Origin of the sequence: Janthinobacterium glycogeni, assembly GCF_051380725.1 — a bacterium.
In the GTDB taxonomy this organism is placed as follows: domain Bacteria; phylum Pseudomonadota; class Gammaproteobacteria; order Burkholderiales; family Burkholderiaceae_D; genus Janthinobacterium.
In genome coordinates this window covers 738,842-761,204 of the sequence record NZ_JBNYXP010000001.1, presented here as the reverse complement: position 1 = coordinate 761,204, position 22,363 = coordinate 738,842, and the positions used below count along the sequence as shown (strand labels likewise).

At 65.0% G+C, this 22,363-nt stretch carries 22 protein-coding genes; 14 read left to right on the top strand and 8 right to left on the bottom strand.

Annotation, left to right across the window (positions count from 1 at the left end):
• The first annotated feature begins 18 nt into the window (after positions 1-18).
• From ACQ4W4_RS03525 to ACQ4W4_RS03495, 7 genes are all read left to right on the top strand, one after another.
• Positions 19-1,704 carry a RecQ family ATP-dependent DNA helicase gene (locus ACQ4W4_RS03525; protein ID WP_436540795.1) on the top strand — a complete coding sequence of 562 codons (1,686 nt, stop codon included), beginning with the start codon at positions 19-21 and terminating at the stop codon, positions 1,702-1,704.
• Positions 1,705-1,791: 87 nt separating this feature from the next.
• Positions 1,792-2,832 carry a ligase-associated DNA damage response exonuclease gene (locus tag ACQ4W4_RS03520; protein WP_436540794.1) on the top strand — a complete coding sequence of 347 codons (1,041 nt, stop codon included), beginning with the start codon at positions 1,792-1,794 and terminating at the stop codon, positions 2,830-2,832.
• Complete coding sequence (locus ACQ4W4_RS03515; protein ID WP_436540793.1) at positions 2,825-4,456, top strand: ATP-dependent DNA ligase; 1,632 nt, start codon at positions 2,825-2,827, stop codon at positions 4,454-4,456. The genes ACQ4W4_RS03520 and ACQ4W4_RS03515 overlap by 8 nt, the downstream gene beginning before the upstream one ends.
• Positions 4,453-6,918 (top strand): ligase-associated DNA damage response DEXH box helicase, encoded by a 2,466-nt coding sequence (locus ACQ4W4_RS03510; RefSeq protein ID WP_436540792.1) that lies wholly within the window; start codon positions 4,453-4,455, stop codon positions 6,916-6,918. Before ACQ4W4_RS03515 ends, ACQ4W4_RS03510 begins: the two co-directional genes overlap by 4 nt.
• Positions 6,915-7,604 (top strand): ligase-associated DNA damage response endonuclease PdeM, encoded by a 690-nt coding sequence (pdeM, locus tag ACQ4W4_RS03505; RefSeq protein WP_436540791.1) that lies wholly within the window; start codon positions 6,915-6,917, stop codon positions 7,602-7,604. Before ACQ4W4_RS03510 ends, pdeM begins: the two co-directional genes overlap by 4 nt.
• 193 nt (positions 7,605-7,797) lie before the next feature.
• Entirely contained in the window at positions 7,798-8,172 is a 375-nt protein-coding gene (locus tag ACQ4W4_RS03500) for a KGG domain-containing protein (RefSeq protein ID WP_070221093.1), read from the top strand.
• Between the two features lie 194 nt (positions 8,173-8,366).
• Positions 8,367-8,633, top strand: coding sequence for a hypothetical protein (locus tag ACQ4W4_RS03495; protein WP_436540790.1), 267 nt, complete (start codon positions 8,367-8,369; stop codon positions 8,631-8,633).
• Between the two features lie 9 nt (positions 8,634-8,642).
• Here the strand turns inward: ACQ4W4_RS03495 and ACQ4W4_RS03490 are convergent, their stop codons facing one another.
• Both ACQ4W4_RS03490 and ACQ4W4_RS03485 read right to left on the bottom strand, forming a co-directional pair.
• Positions 8,643-9,257 carry a DUF2239 family protein gene (locus tag ACQ4W4_RS03490; RefSeq protein ID WP_436540789.1) on the bottom strand — a complete coding sequence of 205 codons (615 nt, stop codon included), beginning with the start codon at positions 9,255-9,257 and terminating at the stop codon, positions 8,643-8,645.
• A gap of 80 nt (positions 9,258-9,337) precedes the next feature.
• Positions 9,338-9,835, bottom strand: a complete 498-nt coding sequence (locus tag ACQ4W4_RS03485; RefSeq protein ID WP_436540788.1) for a pyridoxamine 5'-phosphate oxidase family protein — start codon at positions 9,833-9,835, stop codon at positions 9,338-9,340.
• Between the two features lie 265 nt (positions 9,836-10,100).
• Here ACQ4W4_RS03485 and ACQ4W4_RS03480 point away from each other — a divergent pair, with 265 nt between their 5' ends.
• From ACQ4W4_RS03480 to ACQ4W4_RS03460, 5 genes are read left to right on the top strand one after another with little or no spacing between them, the layout of a single operon-like run.
• Positions 10,101-10,754, top strand: coding sequence for a PepSY-associated TM helix domain-containing protein (locus ACQ4W4_RS03480; protein ID WP_436540787.1), 654 nt, complete (start codon positions 10,101-10,103; stop codon positions 10,752-10,754).
• Positions 10,755-10,786: 32 nt separating this feature from the next.
• Entirely contained in the window at positions 10,787-11,302 is a 516-nt protein-coding gene (locus ACQ4W4_RS03475; protein WP_290603349.1) for a DUF2271 domain-containing protein, read from the top strand.
• Between the two features lie 12 nt (positions 11,303-11,314).
• Positions 11,315-12,139: a DUF4198 domain-containing protein gene (locus ACQ4W4_RS03470; protein WP_436540786.1), complete on the top strand. Its 825-nt coding sequence runs from the start codon at positions 11,315-11,317 to the stop codon at positions 12,137-12,139.
• 30 nt (positions 12,140-12,169) lie between these two features.
• Positions 12,170-13,210 (top strand): FAD:protein FMN transferase, encoded by a 1,041-nt coding sequence (locus tag ACQ4W4_RS03465; RefSeq protein ID WP_436540785.1) that lies wholly within the window; start codon positions 12,170-12,172, stop codon positions 13,208-13,210.
• Between the two features lie 12 nt (positions 13,211-13,222).
• Positions 13,223-14,587, top strand: coding sequence for a sulfite reductase subunit alpha (locus tag ACQ4W4_RS03460; RefSeq protein WP_436540784.1), 1,365 nt, complete (start codon positions 13,223-13,225; stop codon positions 14,585-14,587).
• A gap of 15 nt (positions 14,588-14,602) precedes the next feature.
• Here ACQ4W4_RS03460 and ACQ4W4_RS03455 read toward each other — a convergent pair whose 3' ends face one another.
• The 6 genes from ACQ4W4_RS03455 to ACQ4W4_RS03430 form a co-directional block, all read right to left on the bottom strand.
• Positions 14,603-15,832 (bottom strand): DUF2325 domain-containing protein, encoded by a 1,230-nt coding sequence (locus ACQ4W4_RS03455; protein WP_436540783.1) that lies wholly within the window; start codon positions 15,830-15,832, stop codon positions 14,603-14,605.
• A gap of 42 nt (positions 15,833-15,874) precedes the next feature.
• The gene (locus ACQ4W4_RS03450) at positions 15,875-16,201 is read right to left on the bottom strand and encodes a hypothetical protein (RefSeq protein WP_436540782.1); all 327 of its coding nucleotides are present in this window, start codon (positions 16,199-16,201) and stop codon (positions 15,875-15,877) included.
• Positions 16,202-16,286: 85 nt separating this feature from the next.
• Positions 16,287-16,484: a hemin uptake protein HemP gene (hemP, locus tag ACQ4W4_RS03445; protein ID WP_034750559.1), complete on the bottom strand. Its 198-nt coding sequence runs from the start codon at positions 16,482-16,484 to the stop codon at positions 16,287-16,289.
• A 251-nt stretch (positions 16,485-16,735) separates the two neighbouring features.
• Entirely contained in the window at positions 16,736-17,542 is an 807-nt protein-coding gene (locus ACQ4W4_RS03440) for a Crp/Fnr family transcriptional regulator (RefSeq protein WP_034783488.1), read from the bottom strand.
• Positions 17,543-17,879: 337 nt separating this feature from the next.
• The gene (locus tag ACQ4W4_RS03435; RefSeq protein WP_436540781.1) at positions 17,880-18,524 is read right to left on the bottom strand and encodes a response regulator transcription factor; all 645 of its coding nucleotides are present in this window, start codon (positions 18,522-18,524) and stop codon (positions 17,880-17,882) included.
• Positions 18,525-18,677: 153 nt separating this feature from the next.
• Positions 18,678-19,145 carry a universal stress protein gene (locus ACQ4W4_RS03430; RefSeq protein WP_436540780.1) on the bottom strand — a complete coding sequence of 156 codons (468 nt, stop codon included), beginning with the start codon at positions 19,143-19,145 and terminating at the stop codon, positions 18,678-18,680.
• Between the two features lie 466 nt (positions 19,146-19,611).
• Here ACQ4W4_RS03430 and ACQ4W4_RS03425 point away from each other — a divergent pair, with 466 nt between their 5' ends.
• Together ACQ4W4_RS03425 and ACQ4W4_RS03420 are read left to right on the top strand one after the other, a co-directional pair.
• Entirely contained in the window at positions 19,612-20,451 is an 840-nt protein-coding gene (locus ACQ4W4_RS03425; RefSeq protein ID WP_436540779.1) for a protein phosphatase CheZ, read from the top strand.
• Positions 20,451-22,337, top strand: coding sequence for a chemotaxis protein CheA (locus ACQ4W4_RS03420; RefSeq protein WP_436540778.1), 1,887 nt, complete (start codon positions 20,451-20,453; stop codon positions 22,335-22,337). Before ACQ4W4_RS03425 ends, ACQ4W4_RS03420 begins: the two co-directional genes overlap by 1 nt.
• The last annotated feature ends 26 nt before the right edge of the window (positions 22,338-22,363 follow it).

Here is a 22,363-nt window from a genome sequence, read left to right as displayed (position 1 = left end):
GTCAGGGACCGGACCACGATGGCGACTACCATTTCTGCAGTGAAAGATCCGGGCAGCGCCCGCCAGCGCAAGATCCAGCGCCTGCTGCGCTCCGTGTTTGGCGTGGCGCGGCTGCGCGCGGGCCAGCAGGACGTCATCGACAGCGTGCTGGCCGGGCGCGACACCCTGGCCATCATGCCCACAGGCAGCGGCAAGTCGCTGTGCTACCAGCTGCCCGCCGCCCTGTTGCCGGGCGCCACCGTGGTGGTGTCCCCGTTGATTTCTCTGATGAAAGACCAGCTGGAAAAGCTGCACGAACTGGGCATCACGGCCGTGCAGCTCAACAGCAGCCTGTCGCGCGCCGAGGAAGACGACGCCATCGCCCGCATAGCCCGGGGTGGCAGACTCATCATCTTTTGCACGCCGGAACGCCTCAGCAATACCGTCTTCCTGTCCCTGCTGGCCAGCGCGCCGCCCAGCCTGGTCGTCATCGATGAAGCCCATTGCATTTCCCAGTGGGGGCACGACTTCCGTCCCGCCTACCTGGAAATCGCGGCCGCCCTGCGCGCGCTGGGCCGCCCGCCCGTGCTGGCGTTGACGGCCACGGCCACGGGGGAAGTCATGGCCGATATCGATACGCAACTCGAAGCGCGCAAGCTGAACGTCATCAATACCGGCATCTACCGCGCCAATTTGCGCTACCGCGTGATCCAGGTCACCAATGCGGGAGAAAAACAGGACGAAGTCCAGCGCCTGCTGCGCGAGACGCCGGGCGTGGGCATCGTGTACGCGGCCACCGTCAAGGCCGTCGAAGACCTGGCGGCGCGGCTGGAAGCGTTGGGCGAGAGCGTCACCTGCTATCACGGCAAGCTGGCGGCGCGCGAGCGCAAGCACAACCAGGACTTGTTCATGAATGGCGAGCGCCGCATCATGGTGGCCACCAATGCCTTTGGCATGGGTATCGACAAGCCCGACACGCGCTTCGTCATCCACTTGCAGGTGCCGGCCAACCTGGAAGCGTACTACCAGGAATCGGGCCGCGCGGGACGCGACGGCTTGCCCGCCGACTGCACCTTGCTGTACTTCCAGGAAGACAAGCGGGTGCAGCAATTCTTTCTGGCCAAGCACTATCCCACGGCCGAAGAACTGGCCGCCATCGTGGCGGTCGCGCAAGCGTTGCCGGCCACGTTTACTTTCGCTGCGCTGGCGTCCAGCCTGCCCGAGTTTTCCGACGGCCACCTGAAGGTGTGCCTGAAACTGTTGAAAGACGGCAAGCTGCTGCGCCAGGACCGCAAGCTGGGCTACAGCCTGAAAGCGCCCTCGGCCGCTACGCCTTCGTATGCGCAGCTGGCGCAGATCTACGTCGACAAGCAGGAGCGCGACAAGCAGGCGCTCGAGCAGATGGTGGCGTATGCGCAAAGCGGCTTGTGCCGCTGGAAACTGCTGCTCGATTACTTTGGAGACACCGCCGATTTCGCGCGCTGCTGCACCTGCGACAATTGCCTGTCGCCCCCGGCGCTGGCCGCGCCCATCACCCTGGACGAGTTGCCGCCAGCGCCCGCGCAAGCTCCGCCGCCAGCGCCGCAGATCGCCGTCGGCAGCCGCGTGCGCGTGCCCCGCTACCAGATCGGCACCGTGCTGTCGGTGGCGGGCGACCAGGTCACGATTGCCTTTCCGGAAAATACCACGCGCACCTTCATGGCCGAGTTTGTCGCACCGGCGTGAACCCAGTGTGCGCTGTCTGACAGATGATCTGGCGCAAGAGCGCTAGAATCAGCCCATTCCAACGCGTATTAACGCAGGGAGCAGGGCATGGCAGATATGGTGGTGGTGCGCAAGGAAGGCTTGTACTGTGTGCCGGGGCAGTTCTACATCGACCCGTGGCGCCCCGTCGAGCGCGCCATCATCACGCATGCGCACGCCGACCATGCGCGGGTCGGACACCGGCATTACCTGTGCGCCTCTCCCGGCGAGCAAGTGCTGCGCGCGCGTCTGGGCCCCGTGTCCATCCAGGGCCTCGCATATGGCGAGACCATCGACCACCACGGCGTACAAGTGTCGCTGCATCCGGCAGGCCACGTGCTCGGTTCGGCCCAGGTGCGCATGCAGCACGGCGGCGAAGTGTGGGTGGCGTCGGGCGACTACAAGCTGCAGCCCGATCCCACGTGCGCTCCGTTCGAACCCGTGCGCTGCGACACCTTCATCACCGAATCGACCTTCGGCCTGCCCATCTACCGCTGGCAGGCGCCGCAGGAAGTGTATGACGACATCAACCAGTGGTGGCGCAGGAATGCCGCCGATGGCCGCACCAGCGTGCTGTTCTGCTATGCCTTCGGCAAGGCGCAGCGCATCCTGGCCGGCCTCGACGCCGCCATCGGCCCCATCATCTGCCATGGCGCGGCGCAGGCCTTGACGCAGGTCTATCGCGAGAGCGGCGTAGCCTTGCCCGCCACGGTGATGGTGGGCGAGGTGACGGACAAGGCCGCCCTGAAGACGGCGCTGGTGATCGCGCCGCCGTCGGCGGCCGGCTCGCCGTGGATGAAGCGCTTCGGCGACTACAGCGATGCGTTCGCCAGCGGCTGGATGCTGCTGCGCGGCGCGCGCCGGCGGCGCGGCGTGGACCGGGGATTTGTCCTCTCCGACCACGCCGACTGGCCCGGCCTGATGCAAGCGATCACGGCCACTCAGGCCGAACGCATCATCGTCACGCACGGATCGATTCCCGTCATGGTGCGCTGGCTGCGGCAGAACGGCTGGCAGGCGGGCGGTTTCGAGACGGAATATGGCGATGACGAAGCCGATGACGGTGCGCCCGGTGCGGACACGGCGGCGGAGGATGTCAGCCATGCGTGACTTTGCCCGGCTGTACGCGGAACTCGACGAGACGACCTCCACCAGCCGCAAGCTGGCGGCGCTGCAAGCCTATTTTCGCGGCGCCTCGCCCGAGAACGCGGCCTGGGCCGTGTATTTCCTCGCCGGCGGCAAGCCGCGCCAGGCCGTGCCCACCAAGTTGCTGCGCGAATACGCGACCGAACGGGCGGGCCTCGATGCCTGGCTGTTCGACGAGGCCTATCACGCCGTGGGCGACCTGGCCGAAACCATCGCCCTGATCCTGCCCGCGCCCGCCCGGCGCAGCGACGTCGGCCTGGCCGAGTGGGTCGAGCGGCGCATCGCACCGTTGCGCGGCGCGGCGCCGGACGCCATCCGCGCCGCCCTGCTGGGGTACTGGGACGAGCTGGAAACGCGCGAACGTTTTCTGTTGATCAAGCTGATCGGCGGCGGCTTTCGCGTGGGTGTCTCAAAACTGCTGGTGACGCGCGCGCTGGCGTCCATCGCCGCCGTCGACAGCAAGCTGATCGCCCAGCGCCTGATGGGCTGGACCGATGGCAAGGTCAGCCCCACGGGCGCGGGCTTTCTCACACTGATCGCCACGCAGTCGGAGGGCGAGCATGCGCTGCGCGGCGGCCAGCCGTATCCGTTCTTCCTCGCCCACCCCTTGCAAGCTGGACCGCAGACACTGGGCGACGTCGGCGACTGGCTGGCCGAATGGAAATACGATGGCATGCGCGCCCAGCTGCTGCGCCGCGAGGGCGTGAACTGGCTGTGGTCGCGCGGCGAGGAATTGATCACGGAACGCTTTCCCGAACTGGCGCAGCTGGCCTTGCCCGAGGGCACCGTGCTCGATGGCGAAATCCTGATCTGGCAGCCGGGCGACGTGCCGGCGCCATTTGCCGATTTGCAACAACGGATGGGCCGCAAAACGGTCTCGCCCAAGTTGCTGGCCGAGCTGCCCGCCGTGCTCGTGGCCTACGATGTGCTGGAGCTCGACGGCGTGGACGTGCGCCGGCTGCCCCAGCTGGAACGGCGCGCGCTGCTGGAAACCGTCGTGGCGCAGGTAGATGCTCCCGCGCTGCGCCTGTCGCCGCGTGTTGACGCGGCTAGCTGGGAGGCGCTGGCGGCCATCCGCGACGAATCGCGCGAGCGCGGCGTGGAAGGCTTGATGCTCAAGGCGAACTCGGCCGCATATGGTGTGGGCCGCACGAAAGACGTGGGCACGTGGTGGAAATGGAAGATTGATCCGTATGCCATCGACGCCGTGCTGATCTACGCCCAGGCGGGCCACGGCCGGCGCGCGTCGCTGTACACGGACTACACGTTTGCCGTCTGGGATGAAGTGGAGGATGGCGAGCGCAAGCTGGTGCCGTTCGCCAAGGCGTACTCGGGCTTGACCGACGCCGAGATCGGGCAGGTCGACGCCGCCATCCGCAAGACGACGATCGAAAAATTCGGCCCCGTGCGCAGCGTGCAGCCGACGATGGTGTTTGAGATCGGTTTCGAGGGCATCGCCGCGTCCAGCCGCCACAAGGCGGGCATCGCCGTGCGCTTTCCCCGCATCCTGCGCCGGCGCGAAGACAAGGGCATCGCCGACGCCGACACCCTGGCCACCCTGAAGGCCATGCTGGCCCAGACCACATGAGCAAAAGCATGCTGGCGCAGCGCATCGATGCGTGGTTTGCCGCGCGCGGCTGGACGATCTTTCCTTTCCAGCGCGCCGTCTGGCGGGCGAGCGCACAGGGCCAGTCCGGGCTGCTGCATGCGAGCACGGGGTCCGGCAAGACCTATGCCGTCTGGTTCGGCGCCTTGCTGCGCGCCGAGCGGATGGCGTGCAAGAGCCGCAAGCAGGGCTTGCGCGTGCTGTGGATCACGCCCATGCGGGCGCTGGCGGCAGACACCGTGCGCGCGCTGCAGGCGTCCGGCGAAACGCTGGCGCCCGGCTGGCGCATCGAGGCGCGCACGGGTGATACGAGCGCCGCGCAGCGGGCGCGGCAGGCGAAGTCCTGGCCCGAGGTGCTCGTCACGACCCCGGAAAGCCTGTCCCTGATGCTCAGCCAGGCGGACGCGCAGGAACGTTTCAGCCTGCTGGAAACCGTGATCGTCGACGAGTGGCATGAATTGATGGGCAGCAAGCGCGGCGTGCAGGTGCAGCTGGCGCTGGCCCGCCTGCGCCGCTGGCAGGAAAACCTGATGACGTGGGGCCTGTCGGCCACCCTGGGCAATCTGCGGCAGGCGCAGGACGTCTTGCTGGGCGAGGAAAACGCCGGCGTGCTGGTCGAAGGTAAAATTAAAAAGCGCATCCTCGTCGACAGCCTGATACCCGTGAATCCCACGCGCTTTCCCTGGGGCGGGCATTTGGGCATCCAGATGCTGCAGCCGCTGATCGCCGAGATCGAGGGCAGCGCCACCACCCTGGTGTTCACGAATACGCGGTCGCAGGCCGAGCTGTGGTACCAGCACCTGCTCGATGCGCGCCCCGACTGGGCGGGCCTGATCGCCCTGCACCACGGTTCGCTGGACCGCGAAGTGCGCGAGTGGGTCGAGCAGCACCTGAAGACGGGCGAGCTGAAAGCCGTCGTCTGCACGTCCAGCCTGGACCTGGGCGTCGATTTCCTGCCCGTCGAACGGGTGCTGCAGGTGGGCAGCGCGAAAGGCATCGCGCGCCTGGTGCAGCGGGCCGGGCGCAGCGGCCATGCGCCGGGGCGCATTTCGCGCGTCACCCTCGTGCCCACCAACAGCCTGGAATTGCTGGAAGCGGCCGCCGCCCGCGCTGCCCTGGCGCAGGGCCACCTGGAAGCGCGGCCCGTGCCGGACAAGCCGCTCGACGTGCTGGTGCAGCACCTGGTGACGATCGCGCTGGGTGGCGGTTTCGACTCGCCGGTCCTGTACGGGGAAGTGCGCGGCGCCTGGTCGTATCGCCACCTGACCCTGGACGAGTGGCAATGGGCGCTCGACTTCGTCGCGCGCGGCGGGCAAAGTCTGACCGTGTATCCGGAATACCGCAGAGTGCTGCCGGACGATGCAGGCGTCTACCGCGTGCCGGACGCGGCGCTGGCGCGGCGCCACCGCATGAGCATCGGCACCATCGTCTCGGAGGCGGCGATCCAGGTCAAATTCCTCGGCGGCGGACGGATCGGCAGCATCGAGGAATCGTTCATCGCGCGCCTGAAGCAGGGCGACCATTTTTTGTTTGGCGGGCGCATCCTGGAATTCGTGCGCGTGCACGAGATGACGGCCTACGTGCGGCGCGCCACGGGCAGCCGCGGCGCCGTGCCGCGCTGGCAGGGCGGCAAGATGCCGCTGTCGTCGGAACTCGCGCATGCCGTGCTGGACCAGTTGCAGCTGGCGCAGGAGGGCCGTGCCAGCGGGCCGGAAATGCGCGCGCTGGCCCCCCTGCTGGCCATCCAGCAGAAATGGTCCAGCCTGCCCACGCGCTCGGCCCTGTTGCTGGAAACCTTGTCCAGCCGCGAAGGCCGTCACCTGTTCGTGTATCCGTTCGCGGGCCGCTCCGTGCACCTGGGCCTGGCGTCCCTGCTGGCCTACCGCATTGCGCGCGTGCAGCCGGCCACCTTGTCGATCGCTGTCAACGATTACGGCTTTGAATTGCTGGGCGCGGACGACATCGCATTTGCGCCGCTGCTGGCGGGCGCCAGCGGCGCCGATCTTTCCCTGTTCAGCACGGACAAGCTGCTGGAAGACGTGCTGGCCAGCCTGAACGCGACGGAACTGTCGCAGCGGCGCTTCCGCGAAATCGCCCGCATCGCCGGCCTCGTGTTCCAGGGCTATCCGGGCCAGCCGAAAAGCGCGCGCCAGCTGCAGGCGTCGTCCTCGCTGTTCTTTGAAGTGTTCCGCAAGCACGACGCGGCCAATTTGCTGCTCAGCCAGGCGCAGCGCGAAGTGCTGGAGCAGGAACTGGAATTGACGCGCCTGCGCGCCACCCTGCGCGAGCTGCATGGACGCAGCATCTGCCTGCAAGCGCTGGAGCGCGCCTCGCCATTTGCCTTCGGCCTGATGGTCGAGCGCTTCCGCGAACAGCTGACGACGGAAAAACTGTCGGATCGGGTGGCGCGCCTGGTGCTGGCGCTGGAAAAGGCGGCCGCATGAGCGGGGTGCGGCAGGCGCATTGCGCGGTGGAGCTGGCTGGCGAGCTGGTCTGGCTGCTGGCGGACAAGGCCGTCTACTGGCCGGCGCGCAGCATGCTGATCGTTGCCGACATCCATTTCGGCAAGGCGGCGGCGTTTCGCGCGCTGGGCGTGCCCGTGCCGCGCGGCACCACCACGCAAAACCTGCTGGCGCTCGATGCCTTGCTGGCCAGTTACGCCTGCGAGGAAATCGTCTTCCTCGGCGATTTTCTGCACGCGCGCGCCGCCCATGCGGCCGCCACCGTGGCGGCCATGCTGGCCTGGCGCATGCGTTATCCCCACGTGCGCCTGACGGTGGTGCGCGGCAACCACGACGCGCATGCGGGCGATCCGGCCGCCGCGCTGGGCATGCGCATGGTGGACGAGCCGCACCAGGTGGGCAAGCTGTCGTTCTGCCATCACCCGGACACCGTCGCGCCCGGCTATGTGCTGGCGGGCCACGTGCATCCCGTGTTTCACTTGCGCGCCAAAGGGAACGGAGCGCACGGTGGCGGCCTGCGCCTGCCGTGTTTCCTGCTGGGCCAACAGCGCGCCATCCTGCCCTCGTTTGGCGCCTTCACGGGAGGCCATGCGGTGCGGCCAGGCGCTGGCGAGCGCGTGTACGTGACGGCGGACGCGGCGATTTTTCCGCTGCCCGCTAACTGCTGAGTATTTGATACTTCTGGTGGAAAACTGAAAGTAACTGTGCCACCGTAGGCGGGACTCATCCTACATGCGCTCTTGCCATCCTCCTATTTCTTGTACCCCAGGTGCGCACTAAGATGACTGTTCCCTTGCCATGCGAGGGGGAAGAATTGCATGGTTTGCACTGTTTCCGATTCCATCGATCAAGGAGATCATCATGGCCACATCGAGCGACAATAAACAGCAAGGTAGTAAAACCAGTAGCAGTAGCAGCGGCGGCAGCGGCGGCAGCAAGCAAAGCGATACCAGCAAGCGGGGTTTCGCTTCCATGGACCCCGCCCAGCAGCGCGAAATTGCCAGCGAAGGCGGACGTGCCGCGCATGAAAAAGGCACGGCCCATGAATTCACGTCGGAAGAGGCCCGCCGCGCAGGCAGCCAAAGCCACAAGAACGATGCCAACCGGCAAAGCGCCTCCAGCTCCAGCGGTTCGCGCGATAACGCCAGCATGAACCAGGAGGGCAACCGTGACAGTGGCAACAAGCAAAGCGGCGGTTCCGGGTCCGGTTCCAGCTCCGGGTCGCGCAACAAGTAGCGCCAGCTGAATAGCAAGTCGCAAGTGGCCCTGGTCAGCGGGAAGCAGGCACGCCGCTGGTCAGGGCCACGCTTATTTGGCTGCCGCAAAATTTTGATGCGACGCAGCAGGCATGGACTATGATGAAATAGCTGCGCCGGCCACGGCCCACGCGCAGTCAACGCAGTCAAATCGCACTCACGATCAGGGAGAAGATGATGGGCAACTCCACCACGCCGCAAGCCGGCAACAGCCAGGGCGGCACGCCGTCCACGGCAGGCAACAAGCAAAGTACGGCCGATTCTGCCGAGAACTTTGTGCTGGTCGATAGCGGGCAAGGCCTCGATATCGGCGACGATCTGTTTTCCATCGGCGAAGTACGACGCGCCGACCGCCTGCCCCATCACCAGACTGGCTCCGCCGGGCAGAGCCGGCAGAGCGCCGACGATGCGCCCGATACCACGGGCAGTACGGGCGTCTGATCTGGCCGCCTATCTTTCTTCACTCTCAAGCCACCCGCGCTGGGCCAGCTGCAAGACGTGTACGCGCACGTCGGCTGGCCATTCCTGCACGCACGCGAGAAACGCTGCTTGCTTGCCGGCGAACAGCGCGCGGCACGCTTCCTCGAAGCCGGGCGCATCGCCGGCCAGCGCACTCATGACTTTATAGGCCGCTTCGCGCGCCTGGCGCTGCTCATCGTGCACCTTGTTGCCGCGCTGCGCGTGTTCCACCAGTTTGCGCAAGGCCACGGAAGCGCCGCCCGGCTGCGTTGCCAGCCATTCCCAGTGACGGGGCAGCAACGTGATTTCGCGCGCCACGACGCCCAGCTTCGGGCGGCCCGCCGTGCGCGCGGGCGCGGGTGCGTCCTCCGATGGCGCGGGCGCCGCGGCGCGTGGCTGGGGCAGGCGCTGCAGCACATCGGCCAGGCTGCCGTGCAGGTTCAGGTCGACCTGGCTGCCGCTGGCGTCGTCGAAAATCAGGATTTGCGCATTGGGATCGCGCGTCACCAGTTCCTTCAATGTTTGCGCAACCGTATGTAAAGGGCCGGCGGCGACTTGCCGTTTGCCGGCGAAGGCGGTCAGCCGGGGTGATGCGGGGGTATGCATGTCTTGCCTCCATGGGGAATGCAGGCAATTTTACCCGGGTTAAATGGAAAGTCAATATTACCCGGGTAAAATGGGGGCTGTTACAGATCGACCCGGCCGTGTTCGCCCATGTCTTTCGGCGGCTCGCCCGTGATGGCGGCCTTGGCCATTTCATAGAACTGCATCATCTTGCTGGCGCTGCTATCCCAGTATTCGGCCGACTGGATCGTCACTTTGATCAGCGACAGCTTCGGGTCGTCGGGTCCGCCCGGGAACCACGCTTTCACCAGCGGGTTCCACAACTCCTCCGCCTTGGCGCGGTCTTTCAGCAGCTGCGCGTGGCCGCAGACGGATACATACAGGCTGTCGCCCGTGTCGACGAAGCTGACATTGACTTGCGGGTTGTTCAGCAAGTCGCGCGTATAGCTGGCCTCGTCCGAGACAAAGAACCAGATCTGCCCCTCGCTGTCGACCTGCTGCTGCGTCAGCGGCCGGCTGGTGAGAGTGCGCATGTCGTCGCTGGTGGTCAGCATGCCGAATTTAACGTCCTTGATCTTGGCCGCGATGCTGGCCAGTTGTTCGCTGGAATACGATTGCATGAGTGCTCCCTTGTTGGTTGTCCTGAACAACAAGCATAGACGCTTGCTGCATGCTGCTCTGTACGGCAGCTTACGTAGCACGGGGGACCTTTGTTTCAAAGCTGTTACAAAACGCCGGCCCGGCGGGGCGCCCCATGTCTTGACTTAATAAATGATAATCATTATCATTTGTTGGAAAATATCGGCATGCACTTTGATTGAAGGATGGGAATGAAGCACACTGACTTGTCGCGCCACCTGGCCCGCTCCTCGCCGGGAGCGCTCGATGGTTAAGGCGGGCGCCGCGGACAAGGCCAGGAACAATGCCAGCCGCGCCGTCTGGCTGAAGAACTTGCATCAATGGCACTGGATCAGCTCGGCGCTTTGCCTGCTGGGCATGTTTTTGTTCGCCATCACCGGCATCACCCTGAACCACGCCGGCCAGATCGAGTCGAAACCGTCGATCACGCGCCAGAAGGCGCAGTTGCCGGCGCCCCTCGTCACGGAACTGGCCGCCTTTGCCGCCCAGCATGACGGCGCCAACGCGCCCATGCCGGCCGCCGCCGAAGCCTGGTTCAAGCAGCAGTGGTCGCTCAACGCGGGCGGCCGTCCCGCCGAATGGTCGATCGATGAAGTGTATCTGCCGTTGCCCAAGGCGGGCGGCGACGCCTGGGTGCGCATCGGCCTGGAAGACGGGGCCGCCGAATATGAATTGACGGACCGGGGCTGGGTGTCCTGGCTCAACGACGTGCACAAGGGCCGTAACACGGGCGTGGCCTGGAGCTGGTTCATCGACATCTTTGCCGGTGCCTGCATCGTGTTTTGCCTGACGGGGCTATTGATTTTGAAGTTCCACGCGGCCAACCGGCCATTTACCTGGCCGATGGTTGGCCTCGGTATCCTGATACCTTGCGCGATCGCCTTGCTGTTTATCCACTGATCGTTTTTATTTTTCCTTTTTACAGGCACACCATGAAATTACGCTACTCCCTGGCGCTTGGCCTTCCCCTGATCGGTACGTCGGCGATGGCTGCCGACTTGTCCCTCAAGATTGAAATTCCGCAACTGAACGTGGCGGAATACCACCGCCCCTACGTGGCGGCGTGGCTGGAAACGGCCGATCAAAAGGTCGTTGGCAATCTGGCTGTGCTGTACGACGTGAAAAAGAAGGACAAGGCGGGCGAAAAATGGCTGAAGGACATGCGTCAATGGTGGCGCAAGAGCGGCCGCGACCTGGCCATGCCCGTGGACGGCGTCAGCGGCGCCACGCGCGCGCCGGGCGAGCATACCCTGACTTTCCCTGGCGCCAAGGCCTTGCTCGACAAACTGCCGGCCGGCGAATACCAGGTGGTGGTGGAGGCGGCGCGCGAAGCGGGCGGACGCGAACTGGTGCGTGTGCCGTTCCAGTGGCCGCTGAAATCGGCCCAGTCCGTGCCTGGCAAGGGCAAGGAAGAACTCGGCAATGTCGTCGTCCAACTCAAACCTTAAGGCGCCTCTACCATGTTGAAGCAACTCAATAAACCGCTGATCGCCCTGGCCCTGGCCGGCCTGGCCATGAACGCCCAGGCCCACCGCGGCTGGATGGTGCCGTCGAGTACGATGGTGGAAAGCAAGGACGCCTGGGTGACGGTGGACGCCGCCGTCTCCGACGGCCTGTTCGAAATCGACCACCAGCCGTTGCGTCTGGACGCGCTGCAAGTGAGCGGCCCGGATGGCGCGAAAGTCACGCCGACCAATACGCTGACGGGCCGTCTGCGCAGCGTGTTCGATGTGAAGATGGAAAAGCCGGGCACCTATAAAGCTGCCATCGTGTCGCAGAATGTGATGGCCAGCTACAAGCTCAACGGCGAGCAAAAGCGTTTCCGCGGCAACGAGGAAACCTTCAAGAAGGACGTGCCGGCCGATGCGCAAGAATTGAAAATCACGCGCACGGCAAGCCGTCTGGAAACTTTCTTCAGCAATGGCGAAACCAGCACGGAAGTATTCAAGCCGACGGGCGTGGGCCTGGAATTCGTGCCCGTGACCCATCCGAACGACTTGCGCGCGGGCGAAAAAGCCACGTGGCGCTTCCTGGTCGACGGCAAGCCGGCCGCGAACCAGGCCTTCAGCCTGGTGCCAGGCGGCGTGCGCTACCGTGGCGTGCTCGGTGAAATCCGCCAGAGCACCGATGCCAAGGGCGAGATCACGTTCACCGTGCCGGCGGCCGGCATGTATTACCTGAGCAGCACCTGGCCAGCGGCCGCTCCGGCCGTGGCCGGCCAGCCGCCAGCCATGCCCGAGCGCCGCATGACGTACGCGGCCACCGTGGAAGTGCTGCCGCAGTAAGCGGCGGCAGCTTCGCGAACGAGAGCATCGATGCGCCGGGTCCTGCTGCCGCAGCATATTTCCGATCAGGTCGCGCCGCCCGGCGCCGCGATCCGGGATGTGCGCGGCTTGACCATGGGCACCAGCTGGTCGGTGCGCCTGCTCGAGTCCGCCATGCCGGGACGCGCCGGCAGCGCCGACCTGCAGCAGGGCTTGCAGCAGCAGCTGGACCTGGTCGTGGCGCAAATGAGCCATTGGGACGAGGACTCGGACCTGGGCCGTTTCAACCGGGCCGAGCCCGGCAGCTGGCACAGCCTGCCCGCCGCGTTTTGCGAGGTGCTGGGCTTTGCCATGCACGTGTCGCAGGCGTCCGGCGGCGCCTACGACCCGTGCGCGGGCGCGCTCGTCAATCTGTGGGGCTTCGGCCCTCGCCATCGCTACGATGAGCCCGGTTTTCTTCCCCCCAGGCACGATACCGTCGCCCTGTTGCTGGCGCAGCGCCAGCGCCGCCGCCTGGAGCTGGATTTGCCGGCCCGCCGCGCGCGCCAGCCGGGCGGCTTGCAGCTCGATTTATCGGCCATCGCCAAGGGCTACGGCGTGGACCGGCTCGCCCGCTACCTGGACAGCCAGGGCATCGGCCATTACCTGGTCGAAGTGGGTGGCGAGCTGCGCGGCGCCGGCAGCAAGCCCGACGGCCAGCCATGGTGGGTGATGCTGGAACAGGTCGATGGCGCCGCCGATAGTGCCGAGAATGCACAGCAACCGCCGGAAATGCTGCTGGCGCTGCACGGCTTGTCCGTGGCGACGTCGGGCGACTACCGGCGTTTCTTCGACGATGGCACAGTGCGTTTCTCACACACCGTCGATCCGCGCAGCGGCATGCCGATCGCCAATCAACTCGCTTCCGTCACCGTCGTGCATGAGCAATGCATGGCGGCCGACGCCTGGTCGACGGCCCTGACGGTGCTTGGTGTCGAGGCCGGCATGGCGCTGGCCGAAGAGCAGGGCCTGGCCGCGCGCTTCCTGCGGCGCGACGGCCTTGGCTACCACGAAACGCTGAGCAGCCACATGCTGGCCATGCTCGACGAATGAACGATTAATTCCATGATTTTTACGCACGATACGACGCGGCTGGCCTTGCTGGCCGCCCTGTCCCTCAGCTACGCGGGCGTGTGCCTGGCGCCCTGGCTGCGCGCGCGCGCCAAGCGCCGCGCGTCCGACGCCGCCAAGGCGGCGCTGGCCAACAGTCCCGCCTGGCTGGTGGCGTATGCGAGCCAGACGGGCAATGCCGAAGAACTGGCCACGCAAACGGCGCAGAGCCTGCAACTGGCCGGCATCCCCGTGCGCCTGTGCGCGCTGGCCGATGTCACGGCCATTGATCTGCAACAAGCCGAACGGGCCTTGTTCCTGGTCAGCACGTATGGCGAGGGCGATGCGCCCGACAATGCGGCCGCCTTCATGGGCCGCCTGATGACGGGCGAGCTGGCGCTGCCGCAATTGCATTACGCGGTGCTGGCCCTGGGCGACCGCAGTTATGGCCAGTTCTGCGGTTTTGGCCGCGCGCTCGATGCCTGGCTGGCGGCGCAGGGCGCTTCGCGCCTGTTCGAGCGCATCGAAGTCGACCGCAGCGCCAGCGCCGCCGTCGAGCACTGGTTCCAGCACCTGAGCCACCTGGCCGGCACCAGCGACGCGCCCGACTGGAGCGCGCCCGCGTTTGGCGACTGGCGATTGACGCACCGGCAGCTGCTCAATCCCGGCAGCGCCGGCGGCGCCATCTATCATGTGGAACTGGCGCCCGTGGCGGGCGCCTTGCCTGACTGGCAGTCGGGCGATCTGGTGCAGGTGACCGCGCCCGCCGACCCCTCGCAGCCGCGCGAATATTCGATCGCTTCGATTCCGCGCGATGGCGGCGTGCACTTGCTGGTACGCCAGCATGCGCATCCCGACGGCAGCCTGGGCCTGGCTTCCGGCTGGCTGACGGCGCAGGCGGCCGTCGGCGATCTGGTGCAGCTGCGCCTGCGCCAGCATAAACGCTTCCGCCTGGAAGACAATGCCCAGCGGCCTCTGATTTTGATCGGTAACGGCAGCGGCATCGCCGGCTTGCGCGGGCACCTGAAGAGCCGCGTGCTGGCGGGCCAGCGGCGCAACTGGCTGATCTTTGGCGAACGCAACCTGGCCCACGATTTTCATTATCGCGAAGAAATTGAACGCTGGCACGCCAGCGGCGACTTGCCGCGCCTGGACCTGGCGTTTTCGCGCGACCAGGCGGAGCGCACCTATGTGCAGGACCGCTTGCGCGGCAATGCCGATGAAGTCAGGCTGTGGCTGGAGCAGGGCGCGGCCATCTACATCTGCGGCAGCCTGGCCGGCATGGCGGGCGGCGTCGACCAGGCACTGCAGGAAATGCTGGGCCGGCCCGCGCTCGACGCGCTGGCGGCCGAAGGGCGCTACCGGCGCGACGTATATTAATGCTGCAGGGACTGCTTATGGCTGGACTGCGGCCGGCGGCGCCGTGTCCATTTCTTCGCTTACTTCCTGCAAGCCGCGCGCCAGGCTGGAGATGCTGGGGTTGTCGATGAAGACGCAGCGCTTGCCGGTGCGCTTGCAGTAATCCTTCACGCGCCAGTAGGCGCTGTGGCTGATGCAGCCCGTCTGGCAAATCACCAGATCGGCCGCCGCCAGGCTCGAGTCGAGCAGGTTGGCATTGTCTTCCAGGCCGCCGTCGTGGTGGGCGAACTGTGCACCGACCCGCTCGATCAGGGCGCGGTAGGTGGCGACATTGCCGCTGCGCCCGCCCACGCACAGGACGCTTTGATCGACGAGGCGGATCGGCATTTTCAGCTTGCCGCCGGTCGGCACTTCCAGCTTGGGCGCCGGTGGCGGCACGGCGGCGGCTGGGCGCGGCTGGGCCTGTTTCAATTCCGCGATTTGCTGGCGCAGTTCCTTTTCGCGCTCATCCATTTGCGCCAGGCGTTCGACCAGGCGCGTGCGCGATTCCAGCGCCGGGACGGCCGCCTGCAATTGCGCCAGTTCCGCGCGCAAGCCGTCGATCACGCTATCCTTGCCGATCGATTCGGCCCGCGTGCGCAGCAGCACGGCTTCCTGGCGTTCCAGTTCGCCCGTTTTTTCCGTCAGTGCGGCCTGGCTGCGCTGTTGCAGCTTGGCCAGTTCGTGGGTCAGGCGCGCGTTTTCTTCCTGCAAGGCTGTAAATTTGCCCATGTCGGCGCGCACGCAGGCGCCGGCCTGGTGCTGGATCATGTGCAAGTCGCGGCACATCTGCTCTTCCAGCTCGGCGTCGCAGCGCGGGTGCGTCAGGCCGGCCCAGAAGGCGCCCGACACGTCGCCGTTGGCGACGGCCGTGCGCCACAGTTGCGCTACCTGCTCCGTGGTCTTGGCGCCGCGAAAGCGCAGGATCACGGGAGCGTAGCGGCGTTCGAGTTCTTTTTGCAGCGCTTCGGACAGGCGGTTGCGCGCGCCGCATTCCGTCACGGCGCCCACGTGCACTTCGTAGTCGTCGGCCAGCACGCGCCCGCCCGTCATCTTGCCCACCAGTTTGCGCAGGTAGCCCAATGGCAAGCCCACGCCGACCAGCGGGCAATGGCAGGTATGCGACAGTTCCCACAGCCGGCGGCGGCGCGAAGCGAGCGCGGCCGTTTCCGTGTCGGCGTGGGCGCAATTGCTGATGACGGGCAGGGACTGGTCTTTGTCACACATGGCGATATCCTGTTGGGCGGTGGGGCAGTAGTGGAAGAGAGATTATTGCGGCAGCGGCGAGGCAGGACGCCTGGCGCTCAGCATGCGCGCCAGGCGCTCGAGCAAGGTGGTCTTCGGCGGCGCGGGGCGGTGCAGCGCCACCAGGGCGGCCCATTGCTGCGACAGTTGCTGGCAAGTTGCTTGCAGCACGGGGCCGAGGCCGGGCGAGCCGGCCAGCGCTTGCAGATGGCGTTCGATGACTGCGGCCAGTTTCTCGCAGGGACTGCCCGCATGGTAGTGCGACATCAGGTGCAGCACGGCCGACAGCAGCAATTCAGGCTGTTGGCCTTGCGGAGAAGGAAACATCGGGGAAGGTCGTTCGTTCGCCATCAAACACTCCTGTGCGGTGGTTTGGCTGGCTGCGCGCACGGGGCGCGACTGGCTGGCGAGTGTGGTGACTGGCTGCCGTGCTGCTTCAGGCAGTCAGGATCAGCTTGTTCAATTGGGTGACGCGCAGGCGATAGATCTTGCCGCTGTGCTCAATCTCCACTTCGCGGCCCTGCTGCAGCAGCGCTTCGCTGGTGATGCGGCGCGCCGGCTGGGCCATGCTGACGGGAGGACGGACGTGGGCGGTAGCGGCATCCTGGATCAAGGCTGGTTTTGAGCTTTGCATGTTGGGCTTTCTTTATCTCAGTTGAGAATGATTCGTATTTGCATTATTGTTGAATGTGGCCCGAAAAGCAAGGCTTATTTGTACGCAATCCGCGCTTTTTTGCGATGGGATGGCAACGTGGAGAATGGCGCTGCGCGAAGGCGGCCACTGGCGCGGCGTGGAAGGCGAGCGGCAGCAAAAAAGACCCGGCAAGGCGGTGCGCGCCTTGGTCGGGTCAAGCCTGTGCCAAGCTGGAAGAAATCGGGATGGCGTTAAATCGTGGCCAGCAATTGCGCCGAGGCGGTGGCGGCCGCGGTGGTGTCGGCCTTGAGCTTGGCGGCAGCCAGCTGCTTGGCGCGCGAGCGCGAGGGCGGCAGGCGGCGCAGGGTTTTCAGGGCGTCCGGGTCCTTGATGCCGATGGTGCGCTGGTCCACCGTGATCAGGCCGATTTCATTGAAGGCGGAGAGGGTGCGGCTCACCGTTTCCAGGGTCAGGCCCAGGTAGCTGCCGATTTCGTGGCGCGTCATGCGCAGGTTGAACAGCTTGCTCGAATAGCCCATCTGCGCGAAGCGGTCGGCCAGCGAGACGAGGAAGCGCGCCACGCGGGCTTCGGCGCTCAAGGCGCCCAGCATGCCGATCATCGCCTGTTCGCGCACGAGTTCGCGGCTCATCACGCCGTACATGACGTTTTCCAGTTCCAGGTGAACACGTCCCAGCGCCGTCAGCTTCTTGAATGGCAACAGGATCAGGTCGCAGTCGGACAGGGCCACCGCTTCCGAGGAGTAGTGGCGCGAGTGGATGCCGTCGACGCCCAGCATGTCGCCCTTCATGGGAAAGCTCAGTACCTGTTCATTGCCGAATTCGTCGATGAGCACGGTTTTCAGGAAGCCCGAATTGACGATGTACAGGGTGTCGAACGGCTGGCCGATGGTATGCACGCGCTGGCCCGTCTTGAATTGCACGTGCTGGAACAGCAGTTCGTCGGCGGCGATGGTGCAGGCGCTGGAGATATGCAGCAGATCGCACACCTCCTTCAGGTTCGACCATAGCCGCCCCTGGCGCTGGCGCCCTGCTTCCATCGGGGAAGAGGGAGCCAGCGATGGAGCGGCGGCGCGGGTTTCGGGCGTTTGCGTGGACAGCATGTTCATCTCCTGGTGACAGGTAGTTCAGAGTTGAATGACAGGGTGCGCAGGACGGCGGGCAGGGAAGGGGCGGCGCGCGTCCAGACAGGTAAAGCTCAATTCGCTGACGACTTGCTGTGTGATGAAATAACTTCCCAGCAACTTGATTACTGGTTTCAGTATGCCAACAACCATATGCAATTAATATCAGCAGTGGCTGAATATGGCAGTAGGAGCTGCGGTAGGTGAAGTAGGATTGTTCCTACGGTCGACGCGCGGGCGCGCGCCGCCGGGCTTACGTCTTGAAGGGGGAGAGCAGGCGGTGCGCCACGGCGTACTGCACCATTTCCGACAGCGAACTCATGCCCATTTTTTGCATGATGCGCGTCTTGTGGGTGCTCACCGTTTTCACGCTCAGGTGCAGGTTGTTGGCGATTTCCGTGATCGACTTGCCCGCCACCAGCAGGGAAAAGACTTCGAACTCGCGGTCCGATAGCTGTTTGTGCAGCAAGCTTTCATTCGGCATCATGATGTTGAGCACGAGCTGCTCGGCCACCTCGGCGCTGATGTAGGGGCGTCCCGACGCCACCTTGTGAATGGCGCCCACGAGCTGGGTGCCAGCGCTTTCCTTGGTCAGATAGCCTTGCGCGCCGGCGCGGATGGCGCGCACCGCATATTGTTCTTCCTCGTGCATGGTGAGGATCAGGATGGCCAGCTTTGGCGCCTCGCTGCGGATTTGCCGGATCAGGTCGACGCCGCTGCGGCCCGGCATTGACAGGTCGAGCTGCAGCAGGTCGAAGCCGCCCTGGCGCACCTGATTGAGTACTTCAAAGCCGTCGATGGCTTCGCCCACGATATCGATGTCCGGTGCGCCGTCAAGGATGCGCTTCAAGCCTTCTCGCATGATGGTGTGGTCGTCGGCAATCACAATACGTATCATAGGCGGGCAATCTGGATGCGTGAAATCTGCTCTGTCCGTCACCGGACATTCAAATGTTAAGAAACGAGAAACGTTGTCATTTTAACGGAAGCGGCTGCATTGTGCCTTTTTCTTCATATGCCGGCAACGACGGCCCGGTGGTCATGTGACCACTTATTCCGACGGGGGTTCCTTGATCAGCCTATGCACGAGCACGGGCAATTTCGAGTGCGACAGCACTTTGTTGGTCACGCTGCCCAACAGCAATTGCCCCCAGCCGCTGCGGCCATGCGAACCCATGAAAATCAGGTCGCAATGCTGCAATTGCGCCACTTCCACGATCTTCAGCGCCGGGCTGTCGGAAAAGGCCGTCAGGCCCGTCGCTTCCAGGCCACGCTTGGCGGCCGCGTCGAGGACCGGCTGCCAGTGGTCGGCGCCGGCCTTGCGCATGGCGATGCGGTACTCCTCCTCGCTGGGATAGCTTGGGGGAATGATTTCGATGTACACCGGGTACTGGTATTCGGGCGCCACGTACAAGGCAAGGATGTCGGCGTGCATCTGTTCGGCAAAGGCAACACCGGCGCAGGCCGTCAGGTTGGAGACGGTGGAACCGTCCGTGGCGATCAGAATTTTCTTATACATGGCAGGTCCTTTGGCGGTGACTGAGCGCGCGCAACGCCTCTTATTGTAGACGCGGCGGCAGCATTGTATTCATGCAAAGACTTGATAATTATCAATACAACTGCATCTTCAGTATAGACAACATTGGCAGAAAGATCGTGTTTAGCTGCAACGATGTCCATGTGGCGCTGTTGCGCAGACGCCCGGAAGCAGGATTTCTTCTGCTGTGCGTGGTCTTGCACGCACGCCAATGGTAGTATTTCAAAATACAACAGCAGGAACACATATTTCCTTGTGGAAAAGCTCTTGTGGGCCAGCTTTGCACCAGGAAGCGCGTTTTGAGATTTACCAACAGGGCGGCGCCCTGCTACACTCGCAACATCGCAGCGGTATTGCCTCAAATCATCTTAATCGAGAAATTGTGGGTATCAGTCTGTAAAACGCACAGTTCAGGCGGAATTTTGACAAATTATGGAGAAGCAGGGATATGACCAACGCCGCTGATGATTTCGACGCATTATTTGATGAAGTATCTGCGCAAAGTGCGGCCACGGCTCAGCCCGCGCCTGCCGCCGCGCCCGCTCCGGCCGTGATTGCGGATGATGACTTCGACGCGCTGTTCGACTCGGTGTCGGCCAGCGCCGCCGTGCCGGCAGCCGCCGAGCCGGAAGCGCCGCCTGTGGCCAGCGCCGAGGCGTCTGGCGACGCGGCCGATCCCGTCGACCAGTCCGACAAGCCGATGTTCGAGCGTCTGGGCGGCATCGTGCGCCTGCTGCACGATTCGCTGCGCGAACTCGGTTACGACAAGGCGCTGACGGAAGCGTCGTCGCAGATCGTCGACGCCCAGGACCGCCTGGAATACGTCGCCACCCTGACCGAACAGGCCGCCAACAAGGTCTTGAACACGCTCGACGAAGGCATGCCGGCGCAAGATGTGCTGTCGAAGAAGGCCAAGGACATGGATGGCCGCTGGACGGCGCTGTTCGACGGCAAGCTGAGCCTGGAAGAATTCAAGGCCCTGGCCGGCGACTCGCGCCAGTTCGCGCAAGCCGTTGCCGAAGCGACGGAAGCGGAAAAAGCGCGCTTGCTGGAAATCATGATGGCGCAGGACTTCCAGGACATCACGGGCCAGCTGATCAAAAAAGTGGTCAACATCACCAAGACCGTGGAAAACGAACTGGCCCAGCTGCTGCGCGACAACGCGCCGGCCGAGGTGCGCGAGAAACTGGCGCAAAAGCCGGTGCCGCTGATGCAGGGCCCGTCCGTGCCGTCGGTGGCGCTGGACCAGGATAATGTAGACGACCTTCTTGCGGATTTGGGATTCTAATGGACGATATGCTCAAGGATTTCGTCGTTGAGGCGATGGATCTTGCGGTTAATGTTGAAGAGCACTTGTTGCGCCTCGAGCGCGATCCTGACAACAAGGAAACACTGAATGCTGTGTTTCGTTCCTTCCACACGATCAAGGGCGGCGCCGGCTTCATGGGCTTGCCCGCGCTGGTGGCGGCCTGCCATCTGACGGAAAACCTGTTCGACGCCTTGCGCACGGGCGCCGCGCCGGTCACCCCCATCGCCATCGAGGCGGCGCTGCAAGCGTCCGGTTTCGTGGCCGATCAACTGACGGAACTGGCCAACGGGGCCGCGCCGGAAAGCTTGCCGGCCATGCCGGAAGAGCTGGAACACATCCTGACGAACGCCATCGAAGGCAAGGGCATGGATGCGCCTGCGCCCGCCGCCGTGGTGGCGGAAGCGGCTGCGCCCGTTGCCGAGGTTGCCGAAGTCGTTGCCGTGGCGCCTGTCGCCGCCGTTGCCACCGCCAGCGCCGATGGCCTGGACTGGGAAGGCATGTACAACGCCGTCGTGCCGGCCGCTAGCCGGATCGCTGCCGCACCGGCGTCCGTCGCCGCTGCGCCTGCCGCCGTGGCCGCCGCGCCTGCTGCTGCCGCTGCTGCCGCCAAGCCAGCCGCCAAGGCCTGGGATGGCGCCGAACGACGCGAAGAGCGTCCGGAAGTGCGCCATGCCGCGCCCGTCAAGGAAGACAGCATCCGCGTCGACGCCGTCAAGCTCGACGCGCTGCTGGAAGTGGCGGGCGAATCCGTGCAGGCCGCCAACCAGGCTGCCGTGCTGCTCGAGCGCTTGTTGCAATTCAAATTCGAAGGCCAGGCCGCCACCTTGATGGCGACCCTGGCGGAAACCCTGGAGCGCGCCTCGCGCTACTCGACGGAACTGCAGCGGGCCACCCTGGCCACGCGCATGCAGCCTGTCGGCCGCCTGTTCCAGAAATTCCCGCGCCTGGTGCGCGAGCTGGCGAAAGACCTGGGCAAGGATGTCGAGCTGACCATCGAAGGCGCGGAGACGGAAGTCGACCGCGTCGTCGTGGACAGCCTGTACGATCCGCTCGTGCACATGCTGCGCAACTCGCTCGACCATGGCGTCGAATCGCCGGAAGCGCGCCTGGCCGCCGGCAAGCCCGCCAAATCGTATATTTCGCTCAAAGCATGGCAGGAAGCGAACAGCGTCATGATCGTGCTGCAGGATGACGGCAAGGGCATGGATCCGGTCTTCTTGCGCAGCAAGGCCCAGCAAAAGGGCCTGATCAGCGAAAACGCGCAATTGAGCAACGACGAATGCTTCCAGCTGGTGTTCCTGCCGGGCTTCTCGACCAAGGAAGTGGCGTCCAGCGTCTCCGGACGCGGCGTGGGCATGGACGTGGTGAAAACGGCCGTGGAGAAAAACCGCGGCGCCATCCACATCGAGTCGACGCTGGGCAAGGGCACGAAGTTCGCCATCCGCCTGCCGATCGAACTGTCGATCGTGCCGACCATGCTCGTGTCGACCTCGGGCGCCGCGCTGGCGCTGCCGATGGCGGTGGTGCAGCGCGTTGTCGAATTGCCGGAAACCTTCATGGAAGTGGGCGGCGCGCCCGTGCTGAAAGACCAGGGCCGTCCATTGCCCGTGCGGTCGCTGGCCGGCGCCCTGGGCTATGAATCGTGCAGCGAACGCGTCGGCATCGTCGTCGCCGCGCCGCAGCCGTACATCCTGGCGGTGGAAGCCGTCGATGGCACGGCGGATCTCGTGATCAAGCCGATGACGGCCATCACCGTGGAAGGCATTACCGGTACCGCGCGCTCGGCCGAAGGCGAGCTGGTGCTGGTGGTGGGCCTGTCCTTCCTGATGGATGGCTGCCGCGGCAGCGTGCGCCTGGCCGCATAGTTTTTCCGCGCCACCATATCAAGCCC

What these genes read in the sequence shown, in the direction of transcription:
- ACQ4W4_RS03460 (WP_436540784.1), top strand. Translation starts at nt 13,223, where the DNA reads ATGATTTTTACGCACGATACGACGCGGCTGGCCTTGCTGGCCGCCCTG.
- ACQ4W4_RS03450 (WP_436540782.1), bottom strand. Translation starts at nt 16,201, where the DNA reads ATGGCGAACGAACGACCTTCCCCGATGTTTCCTTCTCCGCAAGGCCAA.
- ACQ4W4_RS03525 (WP_436540795.1), top strand. Translation starts at nt 19, where the DNA reads ATGGCGACTACCATTTCTGCAGTGAAAGATCCGGGCAGCGCCCGCCAG.
- hemP (WP_034750559.1), bottom strand. Translation starts at nt 16,484, where the DNA reads ATGCAAAGCTCAAAACCAGCCTTGATCCAGGATGCCGCTACCGCCCAC.
- ACQ4W4_RS03510 (WP_436540792.1), top strand. Translation starts at nt 4,453, where the DNA reads ATGAGCAAAAGCATGCTGGCGCAGCGCATCGATGCGTGGTTTGCCGCG.
- ACQ4W4_RS03465 (WP_436540785.1), top strand. Translation starts at nt 12,170, where the DNA reads ATGCGCCGGGTCCTGCTGCCGCAGCATATTTCCGATCAGGTCGCGCCG.
- ACQ4W4_RS03435 (WP_436540781.1), bottom strand. Translation starts at nt 18,524, where the DNA reads ATGATACGTATTGTGATTGCCGACGACCACACCATCATGCGAGAAGGC.
- ACQ4W4_RS03470 (WP_436540786.1), top strand. Translation starts at nt 11,315, where the DNA reads ATGTTGAAGCAACTCAATAAACCGCTGATCGCCCTGGCCCTGGCCGGC.
- ACQ4W4_RS03480 (WP_436540787.1), top strand. Translation starts at nt 10,101, where the DNA reads ATGGTTAAGGCGGGCGCCGCGGACAAGGCCAGGAACAATGCCAGCCGC.
- ACQ4W4_RS03440 (WP_034783488.1), bottom strand. Translation starts at nt 17,542, where the DNA reads ATGGAAGCAGGGCGCCAGCGCCAGGGGCGGCTATGGTCGAACCTGAAG.
- pdeM (WP_436540791.1), top strand. Translation starts at nt 6,915, where the DNA reads ATGAGCGGGGTGCGGCAGGCGCATTGCGCGGTGGAGCTGGCTGGCGAG.
- ACQ4W4_RS03430 (WP_436540780.1), bottom strand. Translation starts at nt 19,145, where the DNA reads ATGTATAAGAAAATTCTGATCGCCACGGACGGTTCCACCGTCTCCAAC.
- ACQ4W4_RS03425 (WP_436540779.1), top strand. Translation starts at nt 19,612, where the DNA reads ATGACCAACGCCGCTGATGATTTCGACGCATTATTTGATGAAGTATCT.
- ACQ4W4_RS03485 (WP_436540788.1), bottom strand. Translation starts at nt 9,835, where the DNA reads ATGCAATCGTATTCCAGCGAACAACTGGCCAGCATCGCGGCCAAGATC.
- ACQ4W4_RS03520 (WP_436540794.1), top strand. Translation starts at nt 1,792, where the DNA reads ATGGCAGATATGGTGGTGGTGCGCAAGGAAGGCTTGTACTGTGTGCCG.
- ACQ4W4_RS03490 (WP_436540789.1), bottom strand. Translation starts at nt 9,257, where the DNA reads ATGCATACCCCCGCATCACCCCGGCTGACCGCCTTCGCCGGCAAACGG.
- ACQ4W4_RS03515 (WP_436540793.1), top strand. Translation starts at nt 2,825, where the DNA reads ATGCGTGACTTTGCCCGGCTGTACGCGGAACTCGACGAGACGACCTCC.
- ACQ4W4_RS03420 (WP_436540778.1), top strand. Translation starts at nt 20,451, where the DNA reads ATGGACGATATGCTCAAGGATTTCGTCGTTGAGGCGATGGATCTTGCG.
- ACQ4W4_RS03495 (WP_436540790.1), top strand. Translation starts at nt 8,367, where the DNA reads ATGATGGGCAACTCCACCACGCCGCAAGCCGGCAACAGCCAGGGCGGC.
- ACQ4W4_RS03500 (WP_070221093.1), top strand. Translation starts at nt 7,798, where the DNA reads ATGGCCACATCGAGCGACAATAAACAGCAAGGTAGTAAAACCAGTAGC.
- ACQ4W4_RS03475 (WP_290603349.1), top strand. Translation starts at nt 10,787, where the DNA reads ATGAAATTACGCTACTCCCTGGCGCTTGGCCTTCCCCTGATCGGTACG.
- ACQ4W4_RS03455 (WP_436540783.1), bottom strand. Translation starts at nt 15,832, where the DNA reads ATGTGTGACAAAGACCAGTCCCTGCCCGTCATCAGCAATTGCGCCCAC.